Origin of the sequence: Paracidovorax wautersii, assembly GCF_900113035.1 — a bacterium.
Classification (GTDB): Bacteria; Pseudomonadota; Gammaproteobacteria; order Burkholderiales; family Burkholderiaceae_C; genus Paracidovorax; species Paracidovorax wautersii.
The window spans coordinates 113,431-137,570 of the sequence record NZ_FONX01000010.1 but is presented as its reverse complement, the minus strand read 5'-3'; the positions used below and the strand labels follow the sequence as shown (position 1 = coordinate 137,570).

Here is a 24,140-nt window from a genome sequence, read left to right as displayed (position 1 = left end):
GATGGCGAGGCCGCCCGACTCAGCACACTCGCAGCATCCCCGCGCCCCGGGCCGCGCCGCCTCCCAGGCCGCCACGCCCTGCGCCCCTCATCCAACGCCGACGCTGAAAGCCCCGCTCCATGAGTCCCGACATCTTCTGGTTCCTGCCCACCTCGGGCGACACCCGCTACCTGGGCACCTCCGACTTCGGCCGCGCGCCCACCAACGCCTACATGCGCCAGATCGCCGTGACCTGCGAGCAGCTGGGCTACGACGGCCTGCTCATCCCCACCGGCAGCTCCTGCCTGGACCCCTGGGTGACCGCGGCCAGCCTGGTGCCCGTCACCCAGCGCATCCGGCTGCTGGTGGCGCTGCGCACCTCGCTGGGCAACCCCACCGCCTCGGCGCGGCAGGCCGCCTCGCTGGACCAGGCGCTGGGCGCCGGCCGGCTGCTGCTGAACGTGGTGCCCGGCGGCGACGCGACCGAGCTAGCCGCAGACGGCGTGTTCTACGACCACGACACGCGCTATGCCGCAGGCGACGAGTTCCTGACCATCTGGCGCCGCCTGCTGCAGGGCGAGAAGGTGGACTTCGAAGGCCGGCACCTGCAGGTGAGGGGTGCGCAGAACTTCTTCGCGCCGGCCACGCAGCCCTACCCGCCGCTCTACTTCGGCGGCTCGTCGCCGGCCGCGCACGATCTGGCCGCCCGGCATGTCGATGCCTACCTGACCTGGGGCGAGCCGCCCGCCGCTGTGGCCGCGAAGATCGCCGACGTGCGCCAGCGCGCCGCCGCCCAGGGCCGCGACCTCGACCGGCACCCGCTGCGCTTCGGCGTGCGTCTGCACGTCATCGTGCGCGAGACCAGCGAAGAGGCCTGGGCCGATGCCGACCGCCTCATCAGCCGCCTGACCGACGACGACATCGCCCGGGCGCAGCAGAACTACGCGCGCATGGATTCCGAAGGCCAGCGCCGCATGGCCGCGCTGCACGGCGGCCGGCGCGACCGGCTGGTGGTAGGGCCCAACCTGTGGGCCGGCGTGGGCCTGGTGCGCGGCGGGGCCGGCACCTCGCTGGTGGGCAATGCGCAGGAGGTGGCCGAGCGGCTGCAGGAATACGTGGACGTGGGCGTGGACCGCTTCGTGCTCTCGGGCTATCCGCACCTGGAAGAGGCCATCCGCTTCGCCGAGCTGGTGTTTCCGCTGCTGGGCGGCAGGCAGTCGGTGACGCTGCGCGACCAGTCGCTGACCGGCGGCGCGTTCGACATCCGGGCGGCCCGCCCCGCGCCGGCGGCCGCACAGCCCGCCGCCGAGGTCGCCGAGCTGGAGGCCGTGCGATGAGCGCCGCGACGCCACCGGCTTCTTCCAGCGCGCATCCGCGCGTGATCGACATGCGCTGCAGGCCCGCCTACCTGCACGACTTCTTCGGCAGAACGCCCGGCTCGCCCGGCGAAGACCTGGCGCGCTGGCTGAACCGGCGCGTGGGCACGCGCGGCGACGACGCGCACTTCGCCCGCTCGCGCACGCCCGAAGGCTTTCTGGCCGAAGTGCGCGATGCGCAGCTGTCGCACGCGGTGGTCGTGGGCCGGCACACGCCCGGCCAGCACCTGCCCAACGACACCATCCACGCCATCGTGCAGGGCCACCCGGAGCTGATCGGCATCGGCGCGGTGGACCCGGCGCTGCAGGGCGAGGCCGCCGCGCTGGCCGAAGCCGAGCGCGCCGTGAAGACGCTGGGCCTGGCGGGCATCGACATCGAGCCGGGCTTCGGCCAGCCCCCGCGCCACCCGGACGATCCGGTGTACTTCCCCCTCTACGACCTGGCGCAGCAGCTGGGCGTGCCGGTGTTCCTGATGACCGGGCCCACCTCGCCCGACCTGCGCTTCAACGACCCCGCCCCGGTGGCGCGCGTGGCGCAGGCCTTCCCGCGGCTGCCCCTGGTGGCCTACCACGGCTGGTGGCCCAACGTGCAGCAGGCCATCGGCCTCGCCTTCCGCTACGACAACGTCTTCCTGGTGCCCGACATGTACCTGTTCCAGCCCGGCAGCCAGGCCTACGTGGAAGCCGCCAACGGCTTCCTGGGCGACCAGCTGCTGTTCGGCTCCTCGTACCCGTTCCGGCCGATCGGCCAGTCCATTGACGACGCGCTGGCGCTGGGCCTACGCGAAAGCGTGATCGACCGGGTGCTGTACGGCAACGCGGCCCGGCTGCTGGGCATCGGCAGCGCCTAGAGCGGCGGGGGGCGCCCTCCCGGGGCCGGGCCTCCGCAGGCCATCGGGCTCCGGGGATTTCGAGCCTTACCGGCCTGCAGCGCTTGATAATCAAACGCCTATAGCTACCAATTTCATAGCATACCCAGGCATTCGCCCAGAAGCGAACCATGGCGCCGCCCCGCCCGGGCGGCGGCGCTGGCGCCGGCCGCGGGCCCCCGCCGCCAGCGCTTGACCCTGGTTAAAACAAACGTTTGATTCATCGTGATCTAATCCACCGCGATGCCTGCCCACAGCCCCTCCCCTGCCCCGGACGCCCCGGACGCCCCGGCCGCCGAAGCGCCGCCCGCCCGCGAACGCCTGCTGCACGCGGCGCTGCAGCTCTTCGCCGAGCACGGCTACGCCAAGACCTCCATCCGCGCCATCGCCCAGGCCGCGCAGGCCAACGTGGCGGCGGTGAGCTATTACTTCGGCGACAAGGCCACGCTGTATGCAGCGCTGTTCAGCGAATCCTTCGGCGACGTGCAGCCGCTGGTGGATGCGTTTTCGAGCGAGCGCCTCAGCCTGCGCGAGGCGATGGCCTGCTACTTCGGCGGCATGCTGGAGCCGCTGCAGCACGGCGAACGGGCGCGCCAGTTCATACGTCTGCACATCCGCGAGATGCTGGAGCCCACCGGCCAGTGGGAGCGCGAGGTGCAAGCCAGCGTGCGCGTGCCGCACGAGGCCCTGGTGCGGCTGCTGGCCCGGCACCTGAATCTGGCCGCGTCCGACGACGGGCTGGAGCGGCTGGCCTTCAGCATCTCGGGCCTGGCGATGCAGATCTGGTGCCAGCAGGACGTGCTGATCGCCCTGCGCCCGCAGCTGCTGGACGCGCCCGACGCCGTGCAGGCCTGGGTGCACCGCCTGACCGCCTACGCCCTCGCCCTGGTGGCCGCCGAAGCCGCGCTGCGCGGCGTGGCCCCGCCCTCCATGTAGCACCCGCCATGACGACCACCATTCAACGCCCCCGCCCGCCCGCTCCATCCGCAGCCGCCCAGGCCCGCCCTGCGCGGCTCGCGGCGATGGCCGCCGCCCTGCCCCTGGCGCTGCTGCTCACGGCCTGCGCCGTGCAGCGCCCGCCCGCGCAGGTGGCCGCCCCCGCGCCCGCCGCCTGGCAGGCGCCGCTGCCGCACCACGGCCAGGTGGCCGATCTGGCCCGGTGGTGGGAACAGCAGGGCGACCCGCTGCTGCCCGAGCTGATCCGCGCCGCGCAGAACGTGAGCCCCACCGTGGCCCAGGCCGGCGCGCGCATCGCCCAGGCGCGGGCCACGCAGACCGCCGCACGCGCCGCGCTGCTGCCGTCGCTGGACGCGCAGGGCAGCGCCAGCCGGGGCTTCAACCAGTCGGTGAACGGCCTGGCCACCACCGCCCAGGGCGCGCTGCAGTCCAGCTGGGAGATCGATCTCTTCGGCGGCAATGCCGCCGCCAGCGATGCCGCCGCCCAGCGCCTGGCCGCGGCCGGCGCGCAGTGGCACGAGGCGCGTGTCTCCGTCGCGGCCGAGGTGGCGCAGCAGCTCAGCGACTGGCGCCACTGCACGCGCCAGCTGGCGGTGGCCGAATCGGATGCCCGCTCGCGCGGCGAGACGGCGCGGCTGACCGGCGAGAGCGAGCGCGCCGGCTTCACCGCCCCGGCCACGGCGGCCCTGGCCAGCGCCAGCTTCGCCGACGCCCAGGTGCGCGCCGCGCAGCAGCGCATGCAGTGCGAGATCGGCGTGAAGACGCTGGTGGCGCTGACCGGCTGGGACGAGCCCGCCCTGCGCCAGCGCCTGGCCGCCACGCCCGCGCCCGAGGCACCGGACGCGCTCTTCGACATCCCCGCGCTGCCCGCGCAGACCATCGCCCAGCGGCCCGACGTGTATGCGGCCGAGCGCGAGGTGGCCGCCGCCAGCGCCGAGGTGGGCAACGCCCGCGCGCAGCGCTATCCGCGCCTGTCGCTCACCGGCTCCATCGGGCGCGGCATGGTGCGCATGGGCGGCAACGAGGTGACGAGCAACACCTGGTCCATCGGCCCGCTGGCGCTGTCGCTGCCCCTGCTGGACGGCGGCCGCCGCGCCGCGCAGGTGGATGCGGCCAGCGCGCAATACGAGCAGGCCGTGACGGCCTACCGCGCCACCGTGCGCAAGGCGGTGAGCGAGGTCGAGCAGGCCCTGGTGCGGCTGGACAGCACCGCCCGCCGCAGCGCCGATGCGCAGCGCGCCGCCGCCGGCTACCGCCAGTCGTTCGAGGGCACGCAGGCGCGCTGGCGCGCGGGCCTCGCCAGCCTGGTGGAGCTGGAAGACGCGCGCCGCACGGCGTTGGCCTCCGAAACGGCGCTGGTCGGGCTGCAGCAGGAGCGCATGGCCGCCTGGGTGGCGCTCTACCGCGCCGCCGGCGGGGGCTGGGACCGCAGCCTGCCCGCCGCCACCCCATCGCCCCCCACCGCCCCGGCCACCCCGCCGGCCCCCGGCGCCTGAGCCGCACGCCGCCCCGGCCCCGCCCCACCGACCGCCTCTTTCCGGGCCGCATGGCCCGCACGAACGGAACACATCCCATGCAGCGCAAGACTCTCACGCTTTCCCTCGTCGCCCTGGCCCTGGGCGCCCTGCTGGGCGCCGGCGGGGCCTGGCTGGCCGCACGCCCAGCGCCCGGCCAGCAGGCCCCGGCCGCCAAGACCGCAGCGCCGCGCCCGGCCCTGGTGGTGACGCCGGTCCGCCCGGTCACGTCGGCCGTGGACCTGCGGCTGGAGGCCAACGGCAGCGTCGCCGCCTGGCAGGAGGCCATCGTCGGCGCCGAAAGCAGCGGCCTGCGGCTGGCCGAGGTGCGCGTGAACGTGGGCGACGTGGTCGCCAAGGGCCAGGTGCTGGCCGTGCTCGCGCCCGAGACGGTGCAGGCCGACGTGGCCCAGGCCCGCGCCAGCCTGATGGAGGCGCAGGCCAGCGCGGCCGAGGCCGCCGCCAATGCCGAGCGCGCCCGCACGCTGACCGAATCGGGCGCCTTGAGCCGCCAGCAGATCCAGCAGTACGCCACGGCCAGCGCCACGGCCCAGGCGCGCGTGGAGGCGGCGCAGGCCGCGCTGCAGGTCCAGCAGCTGCGGCTGCGCCACACGCAGGTGCTGGCGCCCGATGCCGGCGTGATCTCCTCGCGCACCGCCACGGTGGGCGCGGTGGTCAACGGCGGCGCCGAGCTGTTCCGCCTGGTGCGGCGCGGCCGGCTGGAGTGGCGCGCCGAGGTGACTTCGGCCGACCTGCCGCGCATCCGCCCCGGCCAGACGGCCCTGGTCACCTCCGCCAGCGGCGTGCAGGTGCGCGGCACGGTGCGCATGGTGGCGCCCACGGTGGACCCGCAGACGCGCAACGGCCTGGTCTATGTGGATCTGCCGGGCCGCGAAGACGCCGACGCCAGGCCAGGCCGAGCCAGGGCGGCGGGCGCGGCACAGGCCGGCGCAGGCGCCTTCTTCCCGGGCATGTTCGCCCGCGGCGACTTCCTGCTGGGCGCGCGCGAGGCGCTCACCGTGCCGCAGTCGGCCGTGGTGGTGCGCGACGGCTTCAGCTATGTGTTCGAGCTGCCCGCCGGCGACCGCGTGGCGCTGCGCCGCGTGCAGACCGGCCAGCGCGTGGGCGACCGGGTGGAGATCACCTCGGGCCTGGCGGCCGGCAGCGTGCTGGTCGAGCGCGGCGGCGCCTTCCTCAACGATGGCGACCGGGTGCGCGTGGAGGCGGCTGCTTCTGCAGAAAAACAGCCTGCAGCGCCCGCCGCACCTGCGCAGCCCGCTAGCAAATAAGGAGCGAACCGCCATGCCCTGCCGCGCTCCATCCGCCCTCCTTCGGGGGCCCTGCCCATGAATCTCTCCGCCTGGTCCATCCGCAACCCCATTCCGGCCGCGATGCTGTTCGTGCTGCTCACGCTGGCCGGGCTGCTTTCCTTCCACTCCATGAAGGTGCAGAACTTTCCCGACATGGATCTGCCGGTGGTGATGGTCACTGCCGCGCTGCCGGGCGCGGCGCCCGGGCAGCTCGAATCCGACGTGGCGCGCAAGATCGAGAACGCCATCGCCACCACGCAGGGCCTCAAGCACATCACCACCACGCTGACCGACGGCAGCGCCAGCATCGCCGCCGAATACCAGCTGGAAAAGCCGGTGCAGGAGGCGGTGGACGACGTGCGCTCGGCCGTCAGCCGCGTGCGCGCCGACCTGCCGGCCGACCTGCGCGACCCCATCATCACCAAGCTGGAGCTGTCGTCGCAGCCCATCCTGGCCTTCGCCATCGCGTCCGACCGCATGGATGCCGAATCGCTCTCGTGGTTCGTGGACGACACGCTCGCGCGCCGGCTGCTGGCCGTGCGCGGCGTGGGCGCGGTCAACCGCGTGGGCGGCGTGAGCCGCGAGGTGCGCGTGGCGCTGGACCCGCTCAAGCTGCAGGCGCTGGGCGTGACGGCGGCCTCCGTCTCGCGCCAGCTGCGCGCCGTGCAGCTGGAAAGCGCGGGCGGCCGGGCCGACCTGGGGAATGCCGAGCAGCCGCTGCGCACCATCGCCACCGTGCAGACGGCCCAGCAGATCGGCGCGCTGCAGATTCCGCTGGCCGACGGCCGCAGCGTGCGGCTGGACCAGGTCGCCACCGTGAGCGACACGGTGGCCGAACCACGCAGCGCGGCGCTGCTGGACGGCAAGCCGGTGATCGGCTTCGAGGTCTCGCGCAGCCGCGGCGCGAGCGAGGTGGAGGTGGGAGCGGGCGTGCAGGCCGCGCTGGACGCGCTGCTGGCCGAGCACCCGGACCTGCACCTCACGCGCACGGCGGACTTCGTCTCCATCGCGCAGGGCGAGTACGACAGCTCCATGCGCCTTCTGTACGAAGGCGCCATCCTGGCCGTGGTGGTGGTCTGGCTCTTCCTGCGCAACTGGCGCGCCACCATCGTCTCGGCCGTGGCGCTGCCGCTGTCGGTGATTCCGGCCTTCATCGGCATGCAGATGCTGGGCTTTTCCATCAACATCATCACGCTGCTGGCGCTGTCGCTGGTGGTGGGCATCCTGGTGGACGACGCCATCGTGGAGGTGGAGAACATCGTGCGCCACCTGCGCATGGGCAAGAGCCCCTACCAGGCGGCGATGGAGGCGGCCGACGAGATCGGCCTGGCCGTGATCGCCACCACCTTCACGCTGATCGCGGTGTTCCTGCCCACGGCGTTCATGAGCGGCATCGCCGGGCGCTTCTTCAAGCAGTTCGGCTGGACGGCGGCGCTGGCGGTGTTCGCCTCGCTGGTGGTGGCGCGGCTGCTGACGCCGATGATGGCCGCCTACCTGCTCAAGCCCCTGGCGGGCGAGGAAAAGGAGCCGCGCTGGCTGGCCGCCTACATGCGCGCATCGGCCTGGTGCCTCAGGCACCGCATCGTCACCGTGGCCGGGGCGCTGGTGTTCTTCGCCGCCTCGCTGGCGCTGATCCCGCTGCTGCCCTCGGGCTTCATCCCGCCCGACGACAACGAGCAGACCCAGGTCAGCCTGGAGCTGCCGCCCGGCAGCCGCCTGGCCGACACCGAGGCCGCCGTGGCCCAGGCCACCGAGCGGGTGCGCCGCGTGGGGCACATCGAGAGCATCTACACCGCCATCGGCGGCGGCTCCACCGGGGCCGACCCGTTCGCGGGCGGCGGCGGCGCGGGCGACCCGCGCAAGGCCACGCTGACGCTGCGGCTGGCGCCGCGCGGCGAGCGCCCGCGCAAGCAGGTCATCGAACGCGAGCTGCGCGCCCAGCTGGCCGACCTGCCCGGCGTGCGCGTGAAGATCGGCCTGGCCGGATCGAACGACAAGTACGTGCTGGCGCTGGCGAGCGAAGACCCGCAGGCGCTGGCCGCCGCCGCACGCGCCGTGGGCACCGAGCTGCGCACCATCCCCGGCGTGGGCGGGGTCAGCTCCACCGCCAGCCTGGTGCGCCCGGAGATCGCCGTGCGCCCGGACTTCGCGCGCGCCGCCGACCTGGGCGTGACCAGCAGCGCCATCGCCGAGACGCTGCGCGTGGCCACCGTGGGCGACTACGACCAGTACCTGCCCAAGCTCAACCTCGCGCAGCGGCAGGTGCCCATCGTCGTGCGGCTGGACGACGCCGCCCGGCGCGACCTCTCGGTGCTGGAACGGCTGGCCGTGCCCGGCGCGCGCGGGCCGGTGCGCCTGGGCGAGGTCGCCACGCTGGAGGTGGCGGGCGGGCCGGCCGTCATCAGCCGCTACGACCGATCGCGCAACGTCAATTTCGAGATCGAGCTGGGCGACTCCGGCCTGGGCGAGGTGGCCCAGGCCATCCAGGCGCTGCCTGCCGTGCGCGGCCTGCCTGCCAGCGTGCGCCTCATCAACGTGGGCGACGCCGAGATGATGGGCGAGCTGTTCTCCAGCTTCGGCCTGGCCATGCTGACCGGCGTGGTCTGCATCTACATCGTGCTGGTGCTGCTGTTCAAGGACTTCCTGCAGCCGGTCACCATCCTGATGGCGCTGCCGCTGTCGCTGGGCGGCGCGTTCGTGGGCCTCCTGATCGCGGGCAAGAGCTTCTCGATGCCCTCGCTCATCGGGCTGATCATGCTGATGGGCATCGCCACCAAGAACTCCATCCTGCTGGTGGAATACGCCATCGTGGCGCGGCGCGAGGGCAAGGGCCGGCTGGAAGCGCTGCTCGACGCCTGCCACAAGCGCGCCCGCCCCATCATCATGACCACGCTGGCCATGGGCGCGGGCATGATGCCCATCGCCCTGGCGCTGGGCAGCGCGGACATGAGCTTCCGCTCGCCCATGGCGGTGGCGGTGATCGGCGGGCTCATCACCTCCACCGTGCTCAGCCTGCTGGTGGTGCCGGCCGTGTTCACCTATGTGGACGATTTCTCGCAGTGGTTCGGGCGCGTGGTGCTGCGCCGCAAGCCCGGGGCGCCGGCCCCGGCCGGCCACGGAAACGGCCGTTAGCAGGTGCATGGATGCCCACGAACCCAATCTCCGACTGCGCAGTGCGCTATTCATTCTGTAGCGGCACGGCAGGCGGCACACGGCCGGGGCCGGCCCGCCATCGCCGGAACAGCCGGGGCTTGCTCCGGGTTTGCCGCCCATCGCCGTCGCCGGGGACCGGGATAATCCCCAGCCTGCCTCCCGCAGTCCCGCCATGCAACTCACTCCGCTGAACCTCAACACCATCCCGCTCGGCCAGCCCCTGCCTTTCAACCTGCGCGACGAAGCAGGCGCGCTGCTGGCGCACAAGGGGTTCGTGGTGCGCAGCCGGGAGGACCTGGAAGCCATGCTCGGCCGGGGGCTGCAGCTGTGCGTGGACACCGAGGAATCGGGCGACAGCTACCGCGCCTACCTGGCCCAGCTGCAGCGCATGCTGCTGACGGCCGACTCGCTGGGCCAGATCGCCGCAGTGAAGATGGAAAGCGCCGGCCAGCGGGCGCGCACCGCGGCCGCGCCCGGCCCCGTGCAGTGGGACGAGCTGGAGCAGCGCACCGCCCAGCTGCTGCGCACGCCCTCGCAGGCCGACTTCCTCGACCGCTTCTACGTGCTGCACGACGAGCTGGAGCGCCAGGTGCTGCAGTCGCCCAACGCCAGCCTGCTGGCGCTGATGCACATGTCGTCGCTGGAAACGCGCACCTACAGCGCCACCCATGCGCTGCTGGTGTCCTGCATCGCCATGCTGGTGGCGCGCGAGACGCTGGCCTGGCCCGAGGAGCGCGTGCGCACCGTGGGCTGCGTGGCACTGTCGATGAACGTCGCCATGACCGCGCTGCAGGACCAGCTGGCGCTGCAGACGCAGCCGCTCACGTCCGAGCAGATCCACGCCATCGAAACCCACAGCGAACGCTCCAGCGCGCTGCTGCGCAGCCTGGGCGTGGCCGACCCGCTCTGGCTGGAGGCCGTGGCCCAGCACCACCACCGCCTGGCCGGCCCGCTGGCCGCGCTGACCGAGGCGCAGCAGATGGCCCGCCTGATCCAGCGCGCCGACGTGTTCGGCGCCCGCATCGCGCCGCGCGCCACCCGCCAGCCGCTGCCGGTGACGCTCGCCATGCAGGGCGTCTATCGCGACGAGGAGCAGCGCGTGGACGAGGCCGGCGCCGCCCTGATCAAGACGCTGGGCATCTTCCCGCCCGGCGCCTACGTGCGGCTGGCCTCGCAGGAAGTGGGCGTGGTGCTGCGCCGCGGCGCCAGCGCCACCACGCCGCGCGTGGCCGTGGTGCTCAACCGCAGCGGCATGCCCACGGGCGAGCCCATCCCCCGCGACACGGCCCAGGCCGCCTGGAAGATCGCCGCCCCCATCGCCCAGCGCGACGTGCGGGTGCAGATCCCGCTGGAGCGCCTGCTGGCCCTGGCCGAACGCGGCTGACGCCGCCTCACCCGCCGCGCCCCTTGCGGCCAGCGCGCCGGCGGGCGACCATGCGGGCCTGCCCGCCTGCCGCACGCTGCTTGCCGCACGGCGGCGGATGATCCAAGCCCCTGCGGGCCGCGTAGAACCCTCTGCGTCGCCCTGCAGTCCCCGCGCCTTCCGGCTCCCGCCGCCGCGCACGCTCCTAGAGGAACCTGCCCATGCCCCGCTCCCGCCTGACCCTGCCCGCCGCCCTGACGCAGGGCCTTGCCCTCGCCGCCGCCCTGCTGCTGGCGCCTGCGGCCTTCGCCGCCGATGCGCCGGGGGCTGCCGCATCCGGCGCGGGCCCCTCCGCCGCCGCGCCGGCGGCCTGCCCCGCGCTGCTGAACCACCGTTTCGACCGCCTGCAGGACGAGGCGCCCCAGTCGCTCTGCCAGTACGCCGGCAAGGTGCTGCTGGTGGTCAACACCGCCAGCTACTGCGGCTTCACCGGGCAATACAAGGGGCTGGAGGCGCTCTACGCCAAGTACCGCGACCGCGGCCTGGTGGTGCTGGGCTTTCCGTCCAACGACTTCGCGCAGGAGCGCGACAGCAACGCGCAGATCGCCCAGTTCTGCGAGAACACCTACGGCGTGAAGTTTCCGATGTTCTCCAAGAGCGCCGTGCGCGGCGCCGATGTCTCGCCCTTCTACCGCCAGCTCGCCGAACAGGGCGGCCAGGCGCCGCGCTGGAACTTCCACAAGTACCTGATCGGCCGCAACGGCAAGGTGGTGGGCAGCTTCGGCAGCTCGGTCGATCCGCAAAGCCCCAAGGTGGTGGAGCTGATCGAGCAGCAGCTGGCGGCGCGGCCCTGACCGGGGCGCCACGTCAGCCCGCCCCAACATGGGATGCTGACGGCAGCTTTACAACAATTTGTTTTTTTGTCAAAAACGCTGGAACTTCCGGGAAACCACCCCACTCTATGAACCAGGAGTTGCGAGAAAGCGACTCACCCCATTGCCTGACAACGATCCGACACGCCACCCACGAGACCGATTGCCACCGTTTACTGTTGCGAAGCCTTTCATGCCCTGGCGCCTCTGACTGAAATCCCCTAGCGCTTCTCCTCCCTCCCTCTCTTCATTCGCTTCGGGACGCTTCGCAACTTTTTTATGCCGCGCCACAACGCGCCGCCTGCCTCGCAGGTGGCGCGTTGTGCTTTGTGGGGTCCGCCGGGCGGGTAGAGGGAGCGGAAGGGGTCAGCGCGGCCGGGTGTCGGCGAAGCTCGGGCGCTGGGCCAGCTTGTCCATCAGGCGGGCCAGGTTGGGGTGGCTGGCGCGCCAGTCGATGCGGTCGGGGAAGCGGAACGTGAGCCAGTCCAGCGCGCAGCCCACGGCGACGTCCGAGAGGCTCAGGTGGATGCCGCTGCAGAACGGCTTGTCGCCCAGGCCCAGCGCCATGGACTGCAGGCCGGCGCGGACCTTGTCCAGCTGGTAGTCGATCCAGGCGGCGCTGCGCTCGCCCTCGGCACGGCCGCTCCAGACGGATTCGAGCCGCGCCAGGATGGCCGCGTCCATCACGCCGTCGGCCAGCGACTCCCAGGTCTTGACCTCGGCGCGCTCGCGGCCCTGGGTGGGGATGAGCCGGCCCACGGGCGAGAGGGTGTCCAGGTATTCCACGATCACCCGCGAATCGAACACGGCCTCGCCGCCGTCCATCACCAGGCAGGGCACCTTGCCCAGCGGGTTGGCCTGGCCGATGGTGGTGCCGGGCGCCCAGACGTTCTCTTCGACGAAACGGTAATCGAGCTTCTTTTCGGCCATCACCACGCGCACCTTGCGCACATAGGGGCTGGAATGGGTACCGATGAGTTTCATGGCGAGACCGGATGGGGCAGATTGGCGGGGCCGCCGATTCTAGGGGCTGCGCCGGCAGCGCGCGCACGGCTGCCTGGCTCTGTCGGCAGCCGCCTACAATCACGCGCCATGAGCCTCTCCACGATCACCGCCCTTTCGCCGCTCGACGGCCGCTACGCCGCCAAACTCAGCCTGCTGCGCCCCATCATGAGCGAGCACGGCTACATGCACCGCCGCGTGCAGGTGGAGGTGGCGTGGTTCATCGCGCTGTCGGACGCCGGCTTCGAGCAATTCAAGCCCCTGACCACCGGCGCGCGCGCCTACCTGCTGAGCCTGGTGAAGAACTTCTCCGAGGCCGATTCGCAGGCCATCAAGGACATCGAGAAGACCACCAACCACGACGTGAAGGCGGTCGAGTACTGGATCAAGTCCAAGTTCGAGGCCCGGCCCGAACTGGAGCGCGCCGCCGAGTTCGTGCACTTCGCCTGCACCAGCGAAGACATCAACAACACCAGCCACGCGCTGCAGCTGCGCTCGGGCCGCGACCAGGTCATCCTGCCGGGCCTGGACCGCATCGTCCTGAAGCTGCGCGAGATGGCCCATGCCTACGCCGACGTGCCCATGCTGAGCCGCACCCACGGCCAGACCGCCAGCCCCACCACCGTGGGCAAGGAACTGGCCAACGTCGTCGTGCGCCTGCAGGGTGCCTGCGAGCGCATCTCCAGCGTGAAGATGCTGGGCAAGATGAACGGCGCCGTGGGCAACTACAACGCCCACCTCTCGGCCTGGCCCGACTTCGACTGGGAAGCCTTCAGCAAGAAGGTCGTCGAGACGCCCGAGCCGCTGGGCCTGGGCCTCACCTTCCAGCCCTATTCCATCCAGATCGAGCCGCACGACTACATGGCCGAGCTGTTCGACGCCATCGCCCGCGCCAACACCATCCTGGTCGATCTCTCGCGCGACATCTGGGGCTATGTGTCACTGGGCTACTTCAAGCAGCGCCTGAAGGCCGGCGAGATCGGCTCGTCCACCATGCCGCACAAGGTCAACCCGATCGACTTCGAGAACGCCGAAGGCAACCTGGGCCTGGCCAACGCGCTGCTGCGCCACCTCTCCGAGAAGCTGCCGATCAGCCGCTGGCAGCGCGACCTCACCGACAGCACCGTGCTGCGCAACATCGGCGTGGCCATGGGCTATGCCGCCCTGGCGTACACGTCGCTCATGACCGGCCTGAACAAGCTGGAGCTGAACGAGGAAGCCCTGGCCGCCGACCTGGACTCCAGCTGGGAAGTGCTGGCCGAGCCCATCCAGACCGTCATGCGCCGCTACGGCGTGCAGGGCGCCTACGAGAAGCTCAAGGAAGTCACCCGCGGCAAGACCGTGACGGCCGAGGCGCTGCACGCGCTGATCGCCGGCCTGGAGATCCCCCAGGCCGACAAGGACCGCCTGCTGGCCATGACGCCGGGCAGCTACATCGGCAAGGCCGCCGAACTCGCCCGCCGCGTCTAACCAGCATTTTTCACCCCCAATAGCTGCCAGCGCTTGTGAATCAAGCGCTGGCAGCTATTGTTTTATGAGCAAGTGAGCGCCGCATGGCCATCAAGTCCACCATCTTCAAGGCGAACCTCGCCATCGCCGACATCGACCACGGCTACTACGCCGACCACGCCCTGACCCTGGCGCGCCACCCCAGCGAGACCGACGAACGCATGATGGTGCGGCTGGCCGCGCTGGCGCTCAACGCCTGGCAGCTGCAGGCCGTGTGCCAGGGCGACGGCACGCTGGCCTTCGGCGCGGGCCTGTCGGACCCGGACGATCCGGACGTCTCCATCACCGACTTCACCGGCCGCAAGCGCCTGTGGATCGAGGTCGGCCAGCCGGAAGACAAGCCGCTGGCCAAGGCCTCATCCAAGGCCGACGCGGTGCTGGTCTATTGCTTCAACCACGCCGCCGAGATCTGGTGGAAGGGCATCCAGACCAAGCTCACGCGGCAGGACAAGCTGCAGGTCTGGCGCATTCCGACCGAGGCATCGCAGCAGCTGGCCAGCCTGGCCGAGCGCAGCATGCAGCTGCAGGCGACGGTGCAGGAAAACGGCCTCACGCTCAGCAGCAACCTGGGCAGCGTGCAGGTGGAGCCGGTACGCTGGAAGTGATCCGGCCCGGGCCGGCGGCCACGAGTCAAACTGGCCGTCAGCCCGCGCAGCATCTGCGCAGATCGCTATCGGAATAGAAGCAAAAGCACAAGCGGAAGCGAGAGCTGCCCGCTACACAGGCATCAGCGCCCCGCACTGCCAGCACTGCTCGAAGCCGCCTTCCACCTCTTCGCCGCAGGCCGGGCAGCGCCAGCGCCGCTGCGGCAGGTTCTGCAGCTCGGCCAGCAGCAGGCGGGCGCGCTCGGCATGCTCCTCGTGCTCCAGCCAGATCTCGGGCAGGCATTCGCTGGGCGGCAGGTGGCCGGCCGCCGCGTTCAGGTAGAGGCGCTGCACCGAAGCGGGCATGCCGGCCTCGCACAGCAGATCGCTCCACAGCATGGCGATGGCGGCATTCGGGGCCTGGGTGAGCCGCAGCATGGCCGTCGTCGTCGTCGTCGTTGCGTGCGCTGGTGAAGCGGGCGTCAGCGCCGCTCGGCGGCCCGCTCGGCATAGCGGGTGAAGCGCCAGGCCGTGCCTTCCTGCGTGATGCGCCGCCACACCATGCGCTTTTCGACCGGGCCCATCGCCAGCCAGTGTTGCACCTCGGCGAAGCTGCGCCCGCAGCCCTTGCACTGCTCGTCGCCCTGGCTGGTGGAGCAGATGGCGATGCAGGGCGTGTCGGGCGTGGTGTCGTACCAGTGCAGCCAGGCCTGCAGCGCGGCGGGGGGCATTGCGGCCTCGGCGATCTCTTCCTCGTGGCGATAGACCATCAGCGCATAGACCTCGGCCAGGGCCAGCAGCTCGGGGCACAGCGCCGCGCCCTCGGCATGGGCCGGCGGACGCAGGCCGCGCCAATGGTTGATGGCCGCCTCCACGTCGGTGATGTGGATGCGGGCAGCGGCGGAGGGCGGAGGGCTGGAAGACAAGGAGAACGGAACCATGGGCACGCAGAAGGGGGGCCGATCATACCGTCGCCCCCGCCCAGCCACCCTCCTGCCGCTGCAGCGGCCCTGCCCGGCTCGTTGCTTCATTTTTAATAGCATCCAGCGCAATGCCGGCCAGGGCTGCGGCCCGCTATGGGCCTGCATCGTGGGCGCATGGGCACCGCCACGGCTTGCCGGCCCGCGGCGGCCTGTGTTCCAATGCGCGCTTCGAAGGGGAGTAGCTCCCGACCCGTTCCTCCGGCAGCCAGCGCGGCCTGCAGAGGATGGGCTCGACGGGTCTGTCGTCAATACGAAGCGCACAGCTTCCGGCAACCCGGGCCTGGTGGCATGCATCGCCACCGGCTGAGCAAGACCTTTGATGGGGCCTCCTGGGGGCCCGATCAAGGCCGGCCTCCTCTTTTCGCCCACCGCGCACAGCGGGCGCAGACGCCAGATCGAAGTCCCCACCACCGCCCCCGGAACGCCGCAAGGCGCTCCAGGTCACCGGAAGGACTCGGCACTGCGGGGCAGCGGGTCTCTTCCTTTTTTCGCCGTTGGTTCTAACGATCGTTTGAGGGAATTTATGGACTTCTTGACTTCACCCGAGTTCTGGGTGGCGCTGGGTCAGATCATCATCATCGACATCCTGCTGGGTGGCGACAACGCGGTGGTGATCGCCCTGGCCTGCCGCAAGCTGCCGCCTGCGCAGCGCACCAAAGGGATCATCTGGGGCACGGCCGGCGCCATCGTGCTGCGCGTGGTGCTGATCGCCTTCGCCATGACGCTGCTGAACCTGCCGTTCCTGAAGTTCGTCGGCGCCATCCTGCTGGTGTGGATCGGCATCAAGCTGCTGGCGCCCGACGAGGAAGGCCACGGCGACGTGGCCGGCAGCGACAAGCTCTTCGCCGCCATCAAGACCATCATCGTGGCCGACCTGGTCATGAGCGTGGACAACGTGATCGCCATCGCCGGCGCCGCGCAGAACGCGGGCGAGCACTCGCTGCTGCTGGTGGTGCTGGGCCTGCTGATCTCCATCCCGATCATCGTCTGGGGCAGCCAGCTGGTCATCAAGCTCATGGAGCGCTTCCCCGTCATCATCGTGGTGGGCGGCATGCTGCTGGGCTGGATCGCAGGCGGCATGCTGGTCACCGACCCGGCCTTCGTCAACCCCGACCGCTGGACCTGGGCGCCCAAGCTGGGCACCCTCGATGCGCAGGGCATGGCCGTGATCTCCGACACCCTGTACTGGACCGCGCACATCGCCGGCGCGCTGCTGGTGCTGGTCGTCGGCAAGCTCGTCGTCGCCCGCCGCGCCAAGGCCGGCGCAACCACCGGCCACTGAAGCTCGGGCAGAGCCTGCGCCCCTGCCGTGCCCCGGGAACCCGGAGGCCTGGCAGGGGTTCACACCAGGCGATGCCCGCAGTCCGGACACACTCGGGCCTTCAGCCCGCCATTCCGCCAGTCCGACAACTCAAGGAGCCCCACCATGAACCAGAAGATCATCGTGTACGTGGACGACGCCGCACACGCGCAGCACATCCTGCGCCCGCTGTCGGCCCGGCCATCGCGGGATGCTGGCAGTGCCGCCACGCACTGGGTGCTGGTCGCCTGCGCGCCGCGCATGACCCACCGCATCAGCAAATGGGTGAGCCACAGCGCCCGCGAGAACTGGCGCGCCAAGTGGGCCGACAAGCTCTTCGCGCAGCTGGTGCCGGGGCTGCAGGCCGCCGGCGCGGAGGTCTCCACCGTGCTGGCCAAGGGCCCGCTGCCCGAACTGCTCACGCAGCTGCAAGCCGAGCACGGCGCCGACGCCCAGGTGGTGGATGCCCGCCGCCCCAAGCAGGAAGCCATGGCGTCTGCCGTGGCGGCCCCCGCCCCCGTGGTGGTGGTGAAGAAGCCCCTGCGCAACTGGTCGCTGCCCGGCACGCTCGCCAGCCTGGCGGCGGTGCTGTTCCTGGTCGCGGAATGACCTTGCCGGCGCGCGGCCGGCGGCTGAGCCGCTGAGCCCGATCTGCCTTGGCGCCCCCTGGGCCGCCCGCCGTGCGAACGGCGCGGCGGCCTTCTGTTTTGCGGACCGCTTCTTGGCCACGTCGCCCGCGCGTGTCCGGCCACAGCCATGCCGGCCGCCATGGGACACACGCTGCTGCTATCCTTTCGCGCATGAAAATGCTTCTCAAATGGCTGCTGAGCGCAGTCGCCCTGCTCTGCGTGGCCTACATCTATAACGGCGTGGAGGTGCGCAGCTTCCCGTCGGCGCTGCTGGCCGCCTTCGTCATCGGGCTCTTCAACGTCGTGCTGCGGCCGGTGCTGGTGGTGCTGACGCTGCCGGTCACCATCGTCACCGTGGGCCTCTTCCTCTTCGTCATCAACGCGTTGATGTTCTGGGCCGCCGCCAGCGTGCTGGGCAGCGGCTTCCAGGTGCACGGCTTCGGCGCGGCGCTGATCGGCTCGCTGCTGTACTCGCTGCTGGGCCTGGTGATCGAATCAGCGCTCGGCGGCCTGTTCCTTAAGAAGTGACTGCATCGCACGCAGCCGCGTGTCGATGATCGACGCCTCGACATAGTCGGACGCCGCGGCGCTCTTGCGCGACAGGTCCTGGCCCGCCCTGAAGCGGTCCACCGCCGCCTGGTAGTCGTAGCGCGCGGCCTGCGCCTCGGCCTCGGCGCGCACCGAGCGCAGGGTGTCGCCCTGCTGCTGCCACACCGCCGCCAGCAGCTGCCACACCGTGGCGTCGCGCGGATAGGTCGCCACCCAGGTCTGCAGCGGCCCGATCATCTCGGCGCTCGCATTCGCCCGCAGCAGCGCCTGGGTGCGCAGGATCAGCTCCGGCCGGCCGACACCCGAAGCCCCGACCGAGGCGCCGGCACCGCCCATCACGCCCCCGCGCTCCGCCCGTTCCAGATCGGCGATCGACAGGGAAGCCGATGCTGGGGCGGAAGGCGGTTCCGCAGCAGCGCCCCCAGGGGCACTGCCCGGAGCGCCTGCCGCGCCCGCGCCGGCTGCAGGCGCCTGGGCCAGCCGCTGCGCCGCCATGCGCACATCGCCGGCGGCCATGTCCACCTCGGCCGCGAGCAGGCGCGCCTGCCGTTCGGCGGCCGGGTCGCCCCGCACCACGGCATCCAGGCTCTTCAAGCCTTCACGCGCCGCCGACACCTCGCGCAGCTGCACGGCGCTCAACACGGCGGCATACCAGGCGGCGGCCCGCTGCGCCGCCGGCCGCGACGCGAAGCCGGTCGTGCGCGGCTCGGCCTCCCACTGGCGCCAGGCATCGACCCCGGGGCGCATCAGCACCCGGGCACGCGCGGCGACCATGGCATGCTCCAGCGTGGGCGGCGGCGCGGGCGGTGTGCCCGCCGGCACGCGCGAATGCATGTCGGCAATGCGCTGCGTGGTCAGCGGGTGGCTGCGCAGATACGGCCAGCTGCCGTTGTCGTTGAGGCGGTTGGCCTGCTGGAGCTTGTCGAACATGCTCACGAAGCCCTGCGGCGCGAAGCCGGCCGGCGCCATGATGCTGTAGCCCACCCGGTCGGCCTCGCGCTCCATGTCGCGCGAGAAGTTCAGCTGGTTCTGCACCGCCAGGGCCTGGCCGCCCACCATCATCGCCTGCGCCGCACCCGGGTTCTTGCTGGCGGCCAGGGCCCCCAGCACCATGGCGCCGAGCACCAGCGGCGTCTGCCGGCTCTGCTGCGCGATCAGGCGCGAGATGTGGCGCTGCGTGACGTGGCTGAGCTCATGCGCCAGCACCGAAGCCAGCTCGTCGCGCGTGGACACCACCGCCACCAGCCCCAGATGCACGCCGAAGTAGCCCCCGGGCAGCGCGAAGGCATTGACGGTGCGGTCGCGGCCCAGCAGCACCTCCCAGGCGAAACGTTCCTCCAGCTCGGGCGAGAGCTCGCCCCGCTCCCGCGAGGCCTTGAGCAATTGCATGAACAGGTGCTGGACGTATTCGTTCAGCACCGCATCGTCGATGTAGTCCGGGTCGCGGTAGAGCTCCCGGATGATGCGATCGCCCAGCCGGCGCTCCTCGCTGGTCGTCATGTCGGCGCCGTCTCCCATGGAGGGCAGGCCGCGCTGGGACTGCGGTGACGCCTGCGCCGGAGCCTGGGCCGATGCCGACCCCGCCGCCATGGCCTGGATCGCTATCAAAAAAGAAGCTGCCAGCGCTTGCCTGGCCTGCGCTGACGCCCGTTTTCGCATGGAATCCGGGGGCACCGGCGCCCGGGACACGCCTGCGGCAGCGGACAAAGGACGGGCTCGGAAGAAAACAGGCATGCGCCGTATGATGCCCCGATCCGCAGTTGGTTTCGCGGCAGTGGCATCTGGACCTTGCGCGGGCCGCAAGGCAGCGTTCCGCTCCGCGCCCGGATTCGTCGCCACCGGCCGACCCCATCGGCCGGCGGAAAACCACGCTGGCGGACAGGCCGACGCAGCGCCGCCCCTCCATCGGGCCCCGCGTCAGCCGAACAACCACACCACTCTTCTTCTCCTACCCAGCGACCCATCGATCAGACGGGCCGACCGAGCGATCGGCGCCCCATCCAGCCATGAGCGACAAGCACTCCGCCCCCCCGACCCCCACGTCTTCCCCCCTCACCCACTTCGACGCCCAGGGCCAGGCCCACATGGTGGACGTCGGCGCCAAGCCCGCCACCCACCGCACGGCCATCGCCAGCGGCCGCATCGAAATGCAGCCCACCACCCTGGCCCTGATCGAATCAGGCACCGCCAAGAAAGGCGACGTACTGGGCATCGCCCGCATCGCCGGCATCATGGCCGCGAAGAAAACCAGCGATCTGATCCCGCTGTGCCACCCCTTGGCGCTGACACGGGTGGCGGTGGAATTTGCCGTGCTGAGCGAAGGAGGCACGCCCGGCATCCAATGCACCGCCACCGTGGAAACCGTGGGGCCGACAGGGGTGGAAATGGAGGCGCTGACGGCGGTGCAGGTGGCTTTGCTCACGATTTACGATATGTGCAAGGCGGTGGATCGGGGGATGGTCATGGGAAAGATCCGTGTTGATGAGAAGCGGGGAGGGCAATCTGATTTTCGGACGTCTGCAAAAATCCGCTGAATCAAGCTTAGGATAAAAAAGCATGAAAAAAGAGCGCCGAAGCGCTCTTTTTACGGGACCCTAATTAGGGATATGTGCCACGGCAAGAAGCGGGCAGATACTTGGCTGGAATGGTGGTGCCATCAGTAGTAGAGCCGCAGCGCCAGCCGGCGATATTCTTACCGCCATCAGTGGTGCCCACGAGGGCTGTAGTGCCAGTTTGAATCGGTACCAGGGTCAACACATTGGCCCCGTTCAGTTGCGTGATGTTAGTGGCATTAGCAACGATCCAGATCTTGCCATTGGCGTCCGCGCCACTCAGAGTTGCGCTGCCAGCATTGGGAACACCATTAGTTTCGGTGCCTGCGGTGACGAACTTGCTTTCTTTCACGGTACACGCCTTGGGAAGCTGAGCAGATGCATCAGCCACACCAGAGTTTTGTACCGCTTCGGTAATACCAGTGCGGCATGCCGAGGCAGCCAGCACCACCTCCGACACTTTCGCACGCACCGTGTAATCCTGATAAGCCGGCAGTGCCACGGCAGCCAAAATACCGATGATCGCCACGACGATCATCAGTTCGATCAGGGTAAAACCCTTTTGCAGATTACGCTTCATGAATACTCCAAAGAGTCGTTGAAAAAAGAGAAACCTGCCGAAGAGTTCTTCAGGTTCGCGGAAGTCCAGCAGGTTGCATGCCAGCCGGGCCCTCGGTCGCGCGCCCCTACATTCGGCAACACGCACGCACGACGGGTTACACGAAGGAGAGAATACCGCCAAAAGTGACAATCCTGTCAGACGGATTTGTCATTTCGAGGGCCGCCAGCGCGTCAGCTACGCGAGCTCAGCTCACGACGACGAACTCCATTGCCGTACCTGCGAGTTCGATGCGGTCGCCGTGCCTGAGCGGCATCCCCTCCGCGCCCAGCGTCGTGCCGTTCAGGGTTGCCGGTTGCAACCCTTCCACATGGGCCAGCGCAAACGATTCGTCATGCCGCCGGGTGATCGAGGCCACCGCCACGCCGGGCTTGCCCAGGGTGGTGACGACCTTGGTCAGAGCCACTTCGCGTCCGGCAGCGGGGCCGGTCAGCACCCGGATGGCAGCAACGGTGGGTGCGGCCACGGCGGGCGGCGGGGTGGCGGTGAGGGGCATGGCGCCAGCCAGGGGGGCCGGGCGCGTGGACTGGTTGCGTGGCGGGGCCATGCCGGGCTTGAACACCAGGGTGTGTTCGTAGGCGTCGGCCTGACCCTCGTCCTGCATGAAGCGGATCTTGTACTTGCCCATTTCGATGACGTCGCCGCTGCGCAGCACCTGCCGCTGGATGGGGGTACCGTTGACGTAGGTGCCGTTGGTGCTCTGCAGGTCTTCGATTTCCACCAGGCCGCCCGGCGCGGGCATGTGCAGCACGGCGTGTTCGCCGCTGATGGCCAGGTTGTCGATTACCACGTCGTTGTAGGGGCGGCGGCCGAGGGTGGTGCGCTCCTTGGCAAGCTCGACCTCGTTCATCACGACGCCGTCGATGGCGATGATCATCTTGGGCATGGGGCGCTCCTCTCCAGGGCCGGCTCGTTGCGGCGGTCGTTGGCAGTCATTTCTTGCATTGGATGATTGGGGGGCAGGCCTGTGTGCCAGGCCCGCCTGGGATTGGGATGGGGTTCGCCAGGAGCGGCCGAGCGCGCCGGCATGTCGTCTAGTCTCGCCGGTCTTCTACGCGGGAGCGGCGCCGCCCGGCGGTGCCGGACTCAGGAGCCGGGACATCAGGCTCCGCAGGCGGCCGTTCGGCCCTCCGCCGCCGCCGGCGGTAGCCGGCGGGCCTTGCACGGCCACCAGCACGACGCTGATATTGTCACGGCCACCCATCAGGTTGGCCAACTCCACCAGGCGGGTCGCCATGTCGGGCAGCGCCAGCGGCATGGCCATCAAGCTGGCCAGGGTGCAGTCGTCCGCCATGTCGGTGAGGCCATCGGAGCACAGCAGGAACAAATCGCCCGCCTGCACGGGAAATTCGTTGACTTCGATCTGCACGACGGCATCCACGCCCAGCGCCCGGGTGACGAGGTTGCGATAGCCCGACACCGCGGCCTGCTCGGGCGTCAGCAGGCCCGCGTCGATCTGCTCCTGCAGCCAGGAATGGTCGCGCGTGAGCTGATGCAGCACGCCATTGCGCCAGCGATAGCAGCGCGAGTCGCCGACATGGCCGAGGACGAGCCGTTCGTTCAGGAAGACGCCCACCACCAGGGTGGTGCCCATGCCCGAATACTCCGGGTGCGAGAGCGCTGCGCTCAGGATGGCGTAGTTGGCATTGGCGACGCTGCGCTCCAGCGCGCGGCCCACGCTGTCGCCGGGCTGCGGCGCACGGCTCAGCCAGTCGGCCATGTCGGCGGCGATGGACTGGACCGCCATGCCGCTGGCGACTTCGCCTGCGTTGTAGCCACCCATGCCATCGGCCAGCACGGCGATGCGGGCGTTCTCCATCACCAGGACGGCATCCTCGTTGTTGCCGCGCACACGGCCGCAGTCCGACAGCGCGCAGAACTCGTAGGTCAGCGGGGCAGCCAGGGTGGGCTTCATGGGAGGGGATGGCGCTCGGGCGGGGCCGATGCGGCGGACCCCTGCGCGCCTGCCCGTGCGGCCGGCCGGCCAAGGCCGTGCGGAGTGTGCCGGGCTGGTCGCGCCGCAGAAAGGGTGAGGGTCGCCGCCATTGTGATGCTCTGGAGTCTCCTGCGCATCATAGACGAGGGGCCGAGGCCAGCAGTGCCCCTCGTAGCCGATGCCACGGCGCCTCGGCGGGTGAGGCGCAAGACGCAACGCAAGGCGCTGCGATGCGCTCCCAGGCATCGCAGCGACGGGGGCTTTCGGGCCCTCTTCTACCTCTTCAGGCGGCCGCAGCGCTGCGGCGCTGGGCGCGTGCCTGCATCCACTTGCCGGCACCCACCACCAGCAGGGCGCCGAGCGCGGCCGCGACGTAGTGCAGCCACGGGTGGGCGATCACGTAGCCGTGCAGCGCCACGTCGCTGACGATGGTTTCGCCACCCACCCAGCCGATCAGGCCGGCGCCCAGCAGGACGATGACGGGGAAGCGCTCCATCAGCTTGATCATCAGCGTGCTGCCGAAGATCACCAGCGGAATGCTGATGGCCAGGCCCAGGATCAGCAGCACCATGTTGCCGTGGGCGGCAGCCGCCACGGCGATCACGTTGTCCAGGCTCATCACCAGGTCGGCGATCAGGATGGTGCGCACGGCAGCCATCAGGCCGCCGCTGGCCTTGGATTCGCCTTCGTCTTCGTCGCCATCGGTGAGCAGCTGGAAGCCGATCCAGAGCAGCAGGCAGCCACCGATGATCTGCAGGAAGGACAGCTCCAGCAGCTTGGCCGCGACCACGGTCAGCGCGATGCGCAGGAACACGGCAGCGCCCGAACCCCAGGCGATGGCCTTCTTCTGCTGGTGGGGCGGCAGCGAGCGGGCCGCCAGCGCGATGACGACGGCGTTGTCGCCCGAGAGGATGATGTTGATCCAGACGATCTTGACCAGACCGATCCAGAAGTCGGCGGATTGCAGGAATTCCATGGCGTGTGCTCCGGTGTTATGAATGCAAGAAGCGCCCGAAACTCGCGTTTCGGGCGCTTCCGTTCTTTTTGGAGCGCCGAGTTTATCGGCGGCCCAGCACCGGAGCGT

At 70.4% G+C, this 24,140-nt stretch carries 22 protein-coding genes; 14 read left to right on the top strand and 8 right to left on the bottom strand.

Features of this window, described 5'->3' with window-relative positions; genetic code table 11:
• The first annotated feature begins 119 nt into the window (after positions 1-119).
• From ssuD to BM070_RS15300, 8 genes are all read left to right on the top strand, one after another.
• Complete coding sequence (gene ssuD / locus BM070_RS15335; RefSeq protein ID WP_092940288.1) at positions 120-1,316, top strand: FMNH2-dependent alkanesulfonate monooxygenase; 1,197 nt, start codon at positions 120-122, stop codon at positions 1,314-1,316.
• Positions 1,313-2,206: an amidohydrolase family protein gene (locus BM070_RS15330; RefSeq protein WP_092940287.1), complete on the top strand. Its 894-nt coding sequence runs from the start codon at positions 1,313-1,315 to the stop codon at positions 2,204-2,206. The genes ssuD and BM070_RS15330 overlap by 4 nt, the downstream gene beginning before the upstream one ends.
• A 261-nt stretch (positions 2,207-2,467) precedes the next feature.
• Entirely contained in the window at positions 2,468-3,160 is a 693-nt protein-coding gene (locus BM070_RS15325) for a CerR family C-terminal domain-containing protein (protein ID WP_092940286.1), read from the top strand.
• Positions 3,161-3,246: 86 nt separating this feature from the next.
• The gene (locus tag BM070_RS15320; protein WP_092940285.1) at positions 3,247-4,677 is read left to right on the top strand and encodes an efflux transporter outer membrane subunit; all 1,431 of its coding nucleotides are present in this window, start codon (positions 3,247-3,249) and stop codon (positions 4,675-4,677) included.
• 77 nt (positions 4,678-4,754) lie between these two features.
• Positions 4,755-5,984: an efflux RND transporter periplasmic adaptor subunit gene (locus BM070_RS15315; RefSeq protein WP_092940284.1), complete on the top strand. Its 1,230-nt coding sequence runs from the start codon at positions 4,755-4,757 to the stop codon at positions 5,982-5,984.
• A gap of 57 nt (positions 5,985-6,041) precedes the next feature.
• The gene (locus tag BM070_RS15310; RefSeq protein WP_092940283.1) at positions 6,042-9,137 is read left to right on the top strand and encodes an efflux RND transporter permease subunit; all 3,096 of its coding nucleotides are present in this window, start codon (positions 6,042-6,044) and stop codon (positions 9,135-9,137) included.
• A 193-nt stretch (positions 9,138-9,330) separates the two neighbouring features.
• Positions 9,331-10,542, top strand: a complete 1,212-nt coding sequence (locus BM070_RS15305; protein ID WP_092940282.1) for an HD-GYP domain-containing protein — start codon at positions 9,331-9,333, stop codon at positions 10,540-10,542.
• A gap of 200 nt (positions 10,543-10,742) precedes the next feature.
• A complete protein-coding gene (locus BM070_RS15300) occupies positions 10,743-11,375 on the top strand; it encodes a glutathione peroxidase (RefSeq protein WP_092940281.1) in 633 nt (210 codons plus the stop codon).
• Between the two features lie 384 nt (positions 11,376-11,759).
• Here the strand turns inward: BM070_RS15300 and BM070_RS15295 are convergent, their stop codons facing one another.
• Entirely contained in the window at positions 11,760-12,377 is a 618-nt protein-coding gene (locus BM070_RS15295) for a glutathione S-transferase N-terminal domain-containing protein (RefSeq protein WP_092940280.1), read from the bottom strand.
• Positions 12,378-12,485: 108 nt separating this feature from the next.
• On the opposite strand from BM070_RS15295, the gene purB reads away from it, so the two are divergent.
• Both purB and BM070_RS15285 read left to right on the top strand, forming a co-directional pair.
• The gene (gene purB / locus BM070_RS15290; protein WP_092940279.1) at positions 12,486-13,865 is read left to right on the top strand and encodes an adenylosuccinate lyase; all 1,380 of its coding nucleotides are present in this window, start codon (positions 12,486-12,488) and stop codon (positions 13,863-13,865) included.
• Between the two features lie 83 nt (positions 13,866-13,948).
• Entirely contained in the window at positions 13,949-14,509 is a 561-nt protein-coding gene (locus BM070_RS15285; RefSeq protein ID WP_092940278.1) for a YaeQ family protein, read from the top strand.
• 111 nt (positions 14,510-14,620) lie between these two features.
• Here the strand turns inward: BM070_RS15285 and BM070_RS15280 are convergent, their stop codons facing one another.
• The gene (locus tag BM070_RS15280; RefSeq protein WP_092940277.1) at positions 14,621-14,926 is read right to left on the bottom strand and encodes a DUF7577 domain-containing protein; all 306 of its coding nucleotides are present in this window, start codon (positions 14,924-14,926) and stop codon (positions 14,621-14,623) included.
• 44 nt (positions 14,927-14,970) lie between these two features.
• Positions 14,971-15,414: a DUF3717 domain-containing protein gene (locus tag BM070_RS15275; protein WP_245785246.1), complete on the bottom strand. Its 444-nt coding sequence runs from the start codon at positions 15,412-15,414 to the stop codon at positions 14,971-14,973.
• A 580-nt stretch (positions 15,415-15,994) separates the two neighbouring features.
• On the opposite strand from BM070_RS15275, the gene BM070_RS15270 reads away from it, so the two are divergent.
• From BM070_RS15270 to BM070_RS15260, 3 genes are all read left to right on the top strand, one after another.
• Entirely contained in the window at positions 15,995-16,753 is a 759-nt protein-coding gene (locus BM070_RS15270; protein WP_092940275.1) for a TerC family protein, read from the top strand.
• 144 nt (positions 16,754-16,897) lie between these two features.
• Complete coding sequence (locus BM070_RS15265; RefSeq protein ID WP_092940274.1) at positions 16,898-17,380, top strand: hypothetical protein; 483 nt, start codon at positions 16,898-16,900, stop codon at positions 17,378-17,380.
• A 191-nt stretch (positions 17,381-17,571) separates the two neighbouring features.
• Positions 17,572-17,928 carry a phage holin family protein gene (locus BM070_RS15260; protein WP_092940273.1) on the top strand — a complete coding sequence of 119 codons (357 nt, stop codon included), beginning with the start codon at positions 17,572-17,574 and terminating at the stop codon, positions 17,926-17,928.
• Here BM070_RS15260 and BM070_RS15255 read toward each other — a convergent pair.
• Complete coding sequence (locus tag BM070_RS15255) at positions 17,896-19,608, bottom strand: M48 family metalloprotease (RefSeq protein WP_092940272.1); 1,713 nt, start codon at positions 19,606-19,608, stop codon at positions 17,896-17,898. The two genes, BM070_RS15260 and BM070_RS15255, sit on opposite strands and share 33 nt — an antisense overlap.
• A gap of 347 nt (positions 19,609-19,955) precedes the next feature.
• Between BM070_RS15255 and moaC the strand changes: the two genes are divergently transcribed.
• A complete protein-coding gene (gene moaC / locus BM070_RS15250; protein WP_092940271.1) occupies positions 19,956-20,483 on the top strand; it encodes a cyclic pyranopterin monophosphate synthase MoaC in 528 nt (175 codons plus the stop codon).
• A 64-nt stretch (positions 20,484-20,547) separates the two neighbouring features.
• Here the strand turns inward: moaC and BM070_RS15245 are convergent, their stop codons facing one another.
• The 4 genes from BM070_RS15245 to BM070_RS15230 all read right to left on the bottom strand — a co-directional run bounded on the left by BM070_RS15245 (position 20,548) and on the right by BM070_RS15230 (position 24,032).
• Entirely contained in the window at positions 20,548-21,081 is a 534-nt protein-coding gene (locus BM070_RS15245; RefSeq protein ID WP_092940270.1) for a pilin, read from the bottom strand.
• Positions 21,082-21,307: 226 nt separating this feature from the next.
• On the bottom strand, positions 21,308-22,006 hold the full coding sequence (locus BM070_RS15240) for an FHA domain-containing protein (RefSeq protein ID WP_092940269.1): 699 nt from the start codon (positions 22,004-22,006) through the stop codon (positions 21,308-21,310).
• A 165-nt stretch (positions 22,007-22,171) separates the two neighbouring features.
• Positions 22,172-23,035: a Stp1/IreP family PP2C-type Ser/Thr phosphatase gene (locus BM070_RS15235; protein ID WP_092940268.1), complete on the bottom strand. Its 864-nt coding sequence runs from the start codon at positions 23,033-23,035 to the stop codon at positions 22,172-22,174.
• 304 nt (positions 23,036-23,339) lie between these two features.
• Positions 23,340-24,032 carry a TerC family protein gene (locus BM070_RS15230; RefSeq protein ID WP_092940267.1) on the bottom strand — a complete coding sequence of 231 codons (693 nt, stop codon included), beginning with the start codon at positions 24,030-24,032 and terminating at the stop codon, positions 23,340-23,342.
• Positions 24,033-24,140 lie beyond the last annotated feature (108 nt).